The sequence below is a fragment of the Methylibium sp. T29-B genome (assembly GCF_000576225.1).
Lineage (GTDB): Bacteria > Pseudomonadota > Gammaproteobacteria > Burkholderiales > Burkholderiaceae_C > Methylibium > Methylibium petroleiphilum.
This window is the reverse complement of record NZ_AZSN01000236.1, coordinates 1-3,911: the sequence shown is the minus strand read 5'-3', so window position 1 is coordinate 3,911 and position 3,911 is coordinate 1. Positions and strand designations below refer to the sequence as shown.

At 65.9% G+C, this 3,911-nt stretch carries 5 protein-coding genes; 4 read left to right on the top strand and 1 reads right to left on the bottom strand.

The window, feature by feature from the left end; genetic code table 11:
- From Y694_RS20280 to Y694_RS23800, 4 genes are all read left to right on the top strand, one after another.
- Positions 1-987 (top strand): RNA methyltransferase (locus tag Y694_RS20280; protein WP_051495937.1); only part of this gene is annotated, 987 nt, incomplete at its 5' end.
- 247 nt (positions 988-1,234) lie between these two features.
- Complete coding sequence (locus Y694_RS20275; RefSeq protein WP_036235908.1) at positions 1,235-1,558, top strand: type II toxin-antitoxin system Phd/YefM family antitoxin; 324 nt, start codon at positions 1,235-1,237, stop codon at positions 1,556-1,558.
- A complete protein-coding gene (locus Y694_RS20270; protein WP_036235906.1) occupies positions 1,551-1,937 on the top strand; it encodes a type II toxin-antitoxin system RelE/ParE family toxin in 387 nt (128 codons plus the stop codon). Before Y694_RS20275 ends, Y694_RS20270 begins: the two co-directional genes overlap by 8 nt.
- A gap of 18 nt (positions 1,938-1,955) precedes the next feature.
- On the top strand, positions 1,956-2,639 hold the full coding sequence (locus Y694_RS23800) for a type I restriction endonuclease (RefSeq protein ID WP_152543597.1): 684 nt from the start codon (positions 1,956-1,958) through the stop codon (positions 2,637-2,639).
- A 414-nt stretch (positions 2,640-3,053) separates the two neighbouring features.
- On the opposite strand, the gene Y694_RS20260 is transcribed toward Y694_RS23800, so the two are convergent.
- Positions 3,054-3,737, bottom strand: a complete 684-nt coding sequence (locus Y694_RS20260) for a PQQ-binding-like beta-propeller repeat protein (RefSeq protein WP_051495936.1) — start codon at positions 3,735-3,737, stop codon at positions 3,054-3,056.
- Positions 3,738-3,911 lie beyond the last annotated feature (174 nt).

Genomic DNA, 3,911 nt, shown 5'->3' with positions numbered 1-3,911 from the left:
CCGCAGCAGCGCCGCAGCGCGCGGGAAGACGTGCTGCCGCTCGCGCTGCGCGAGGCCCTGCCGGCGCTGGAGGCCGAGCTGCAGGGCCTGGCGCAACTGCGCTCCGAGCACCCGGCCGAAGACGGCTCGGCCCGCCTGCTGGTGGCGCTGGCCGACGGCCAGACGGTGGAGAGCGTGCTGCTGCCGCGCGACGGCCTGTGCGTGTCCACCCAGGTGGGCTGCGCGGTGGGTTGCGTGTTCTGCATGACCGGCCAGGGCGGCCTGCTGCGCCAGCTGGGCAGCGCCGAGATCGTGGCCCAGGTGGCATTGGCACGGCGCCAGCGCGCGGTGAAGAAGGTGGTGTTCATGGGCATGGGCGAGCCCGCGCACAACCTGGACAACGTGCTCGAGGCCATCGAGCTGCTGGGCACCGCCGGAGGCGTGGGCCACAAGAACCTGGTGTTCTCCACCGTGGGCGACGAGCGCGTGTTCGAGCGCCTGCCGCAAGGTGCCGTGAAGCCCGCCCTGGCGCTGTCTCTGCACACCACCAAGCCCGAGCTGCGCGCGCAACTGCTGCCGCGCGCTCCGCGCATCGATCCCGAGGACCTGGTGGCCCACGGCGAGCGCTACGCCCGCGCCACCGGCTACCCGGTGCAGTACCAGTGGACGCTGATCGACGGCGTGAACGACGGCGACGACGAGCTCGACGGCATCGTGCGCCTGCTGGCCGGCCGCTACGCGGTGATGAACCTCATTCCCTACAACACCGTGGACGGACTGGCTTTCCGGCGCCCGGCCTGGGAGCGCGCGGTGGCGATGGCCGGCGCGCTGCACCGGCGCGGCGTGCTGACCAAGCTGAGAAGGTCAGCAGGGCAGGATGTGGAGGGGGGGTGTGGGCAGTTGAGGGCGAGGGTGGGGGGTGAGGGCGCGAGACGGATTGAGATCATGTCAGTGGTTGGCTCGAGCCAGCGTTCCGTTTACGGCCGCAATGCGGCGGTGGCCGAGTAATAGGCCATCTCAGCATCTCAGTTATCGAATAGGAAAGCAGGCGACTGTTTAGGCCAGGGCCGCATAGGAGATGTCTCCGTTGAAGATGGCTTTCTCGTGGGCGAACCACGGCGCGTTGTTACGTTGCGTGGCGCCTGGACCGGGGGCGCTACCGCAGGCCTGGGGGTGACTGCCCGACCTGGCTGCGCGAGCCGTAGTGAGATAGACTGCACAGAATTCTGTCATCACCCTCTCCAGGGAGCCAGCCATGGGCTTTTCAGCCAGTGATGTGGTGCCATTCACCCAGGCGCGCGCCAACCTCTCCGAACTCGCCGACCAAGCGAAGGCCGGTGCCGAGAAAATCATCACCAAAAACGGCGAGAGCTATGTCGCGCTAATCGACGCAGACAGGCTGGACTACTACCACCGCCTGGAACGCGAGCGCATCCACCTCCTGTTGATCGACGATGCCAAGCGTGGATTGGCCGACATCGAGGCAGGCCGTACCTACGCGGCGGATGCTGCCCTCGCCCAAATTCAACAGCGCCGAGCCAGCGCTACCACCCTCAAGGCTGCCAAGAAGCGTGGCTGAGGATGCCTACCGGGTCGAGCTGACGGCGAGCTTCCTGAAACGCCTGGATGCCATCGAGGCGTTCCTGACGGAGGCGGACGCAGCCTTTGCCTTTGACGACCTGCTCGCCGAGCTGCGCGCCACGGTGATCCCCAACCTGGCGCGATTCCCACGCATTGGCCGGCGCTACCTCGACAACCCGCCGCAATCGGCAGAGGCACTGGCACAACTGGCCACGCTGCCGGAAGGCTCGGCCAACGTTCTGCGCGAGTACCTGCATGGTGACTACCTGATGCTGTACGCGGCCGTGGAGGTCAATGCCACTGTGTACCTGCTGTCTATTCGGCACCATCGCCAGCTTTCGTTTGACTTTGCTCGGCACTGGCCGGCGTCAACCTGACTGCAGGGGAGAAGCAACTTGGCGAGTCCGAATTCCAATGAGGCAACCACACGCGCTCAACTTGTTGACGCTCAGTTAGCGCACGCCGGTTGGAACAAGTCGCGACGAAGCCTGATCGAAGAATTCGTTCTGTCGGCGCAGGAAAATGAGGCGGGTTACAACGCCCAGCAGTTCGCGGACTACGTGCTACTTGGTAGCGACGGAAAGCCGCTAGCCGTAGTTGAAGCGAAGCGCACGTCGCGAGACGAATTGGCAGGCAAGCGGCAGGCTGCAGACTATGCCGACCTCATCAAAGCGAAGTTCGGCCAGGACCCATTTATCTTCCTCACGAACGGCAAAGAGATCCAGTTCTGGGATCGTGAGCGCTATGCGCCTAGAAAGGTTTCGGGCTTCTACACGCGGGACGACTTGGAGCGACTGCATCACCAGCGCAAGTTCGCGCAACCGCTGCAAGGCGTCGCGATCAACGCGGACATCGCTGGCCGCGACTATCAAAACGAGGCCATTCGGCGAGTCACCGAGGGTGTTGACGCCGCCAAGCGCAAGTTTCTTCTCGTGATGGCGACTGGCACTGGCCGCGTTACGCTGATCGGCCTGGAAAAGCTCTTTGACCTTTGGGATGAGCACTACGAAAAACTGACGGACCAAGCCAGGCGGCGCCTGCCATTGCGGTCCATCCGTTTCCTGGCTCCAGGTGGGTGACTCCAGGTTGCCGGAGCCAAGAATGTTATCGAGACAGGTGCCTGAGCAGACGCTCTCGATGGACTTGGTCGCCGCGGTGCTGCGGACGTGATGCCCCGGGTGCTCTCTCGCCGTCTTCGAGTCACCAGACCGTGTGCACACGCTACAGCATCAAATCGGGTCGAGTTGGCGGTGCCGTGTGCAATCTCGCGCCGCCAAGCCGCATGAACGCTGGGCGTGCAAAGGATTGCGGGCCTACGGCATCATGTGCACGCGAGGGGGCCTCATTTGGCGCATGTGCACGAAATCCCGTGTGCAAGGAGAAGCCGCAAACCCGCATCAATACTGGGTTTTCGGAAGGATTTGGCGGTCTACCCAAGGACTCAAGATCCTTTGCTCACAGCCGATCGGTGTTCTGTGATGCAGCCGTTCGATTCACACGCGGTCGTGCTTCGGCCTCCTCACCGCCCTCACCTTCCCACTCGCCCCCCCACCGCAATACAGCAGCCCGGCCCCATCCGACTCCAGCCCACTCACGCCGGTGCCGGCGGGCATTTCCAGCCGCTCCAGCACGCTGCCGCTCGCCGGGTCGATGCGGCGCAGTTCGCTCTCGTCGCCTTCCCAGGTGCCGTGCCACAGGTCGCCGTCCACCCAGGTCACGCCGGTCACGTGGCGGTTGGATTCGATGGTGCGCAGGACCTTGCCGGTGGCGGGGTCGATCTGGTGGATCCTGCGGTCCAGGTACTGCCCCACCCACAGGCTGCCCTCGGCCCAGGTGAGCCCCGAGTCGCGGCCCTCGCCGGGCGCGGGGATGGACGCCAGCACCCGCCCGGTGGCCGGGTCGATCTTGTCGATGCGCGCCTCGGCAATCTGGTACAGGTGCTTGCCGTCGAAGGCGGTGCCGGCGCCGGCGGCGCAGGCCAGCGTGCGCGTGGTCTCGCCGCTCGCGGGGTCGAAGGCCACCAGCCGCTCGCCGGTGGCGGCCCACACGCGCTGTCCGTCGTGCGTCACGCCGTGGATGCGCTCGGCGCCGTCGAAGGGGCCGTACTCGCGCACGATCTCTGCGGGTGCCGTGCGCGCCGGGGGAGTGGTCCGGAGGGTGCTGCTGTTGCTGCTCATGGTCAGGTTCCTTTCGTTGCGCGTCGTGGCCGATGCGGTGGAACCCAATCTACGTGAGCGGCAGCGCGGCAGGGAGTAACAAGTTCGTCGTGAATCCGGCCAGCGGCGGCGCCAGCCAGCGTTGCGCGCGGGCCCGCCCGATGGCGCGCACGCGGCCCGCGGCCTCCAACTCCA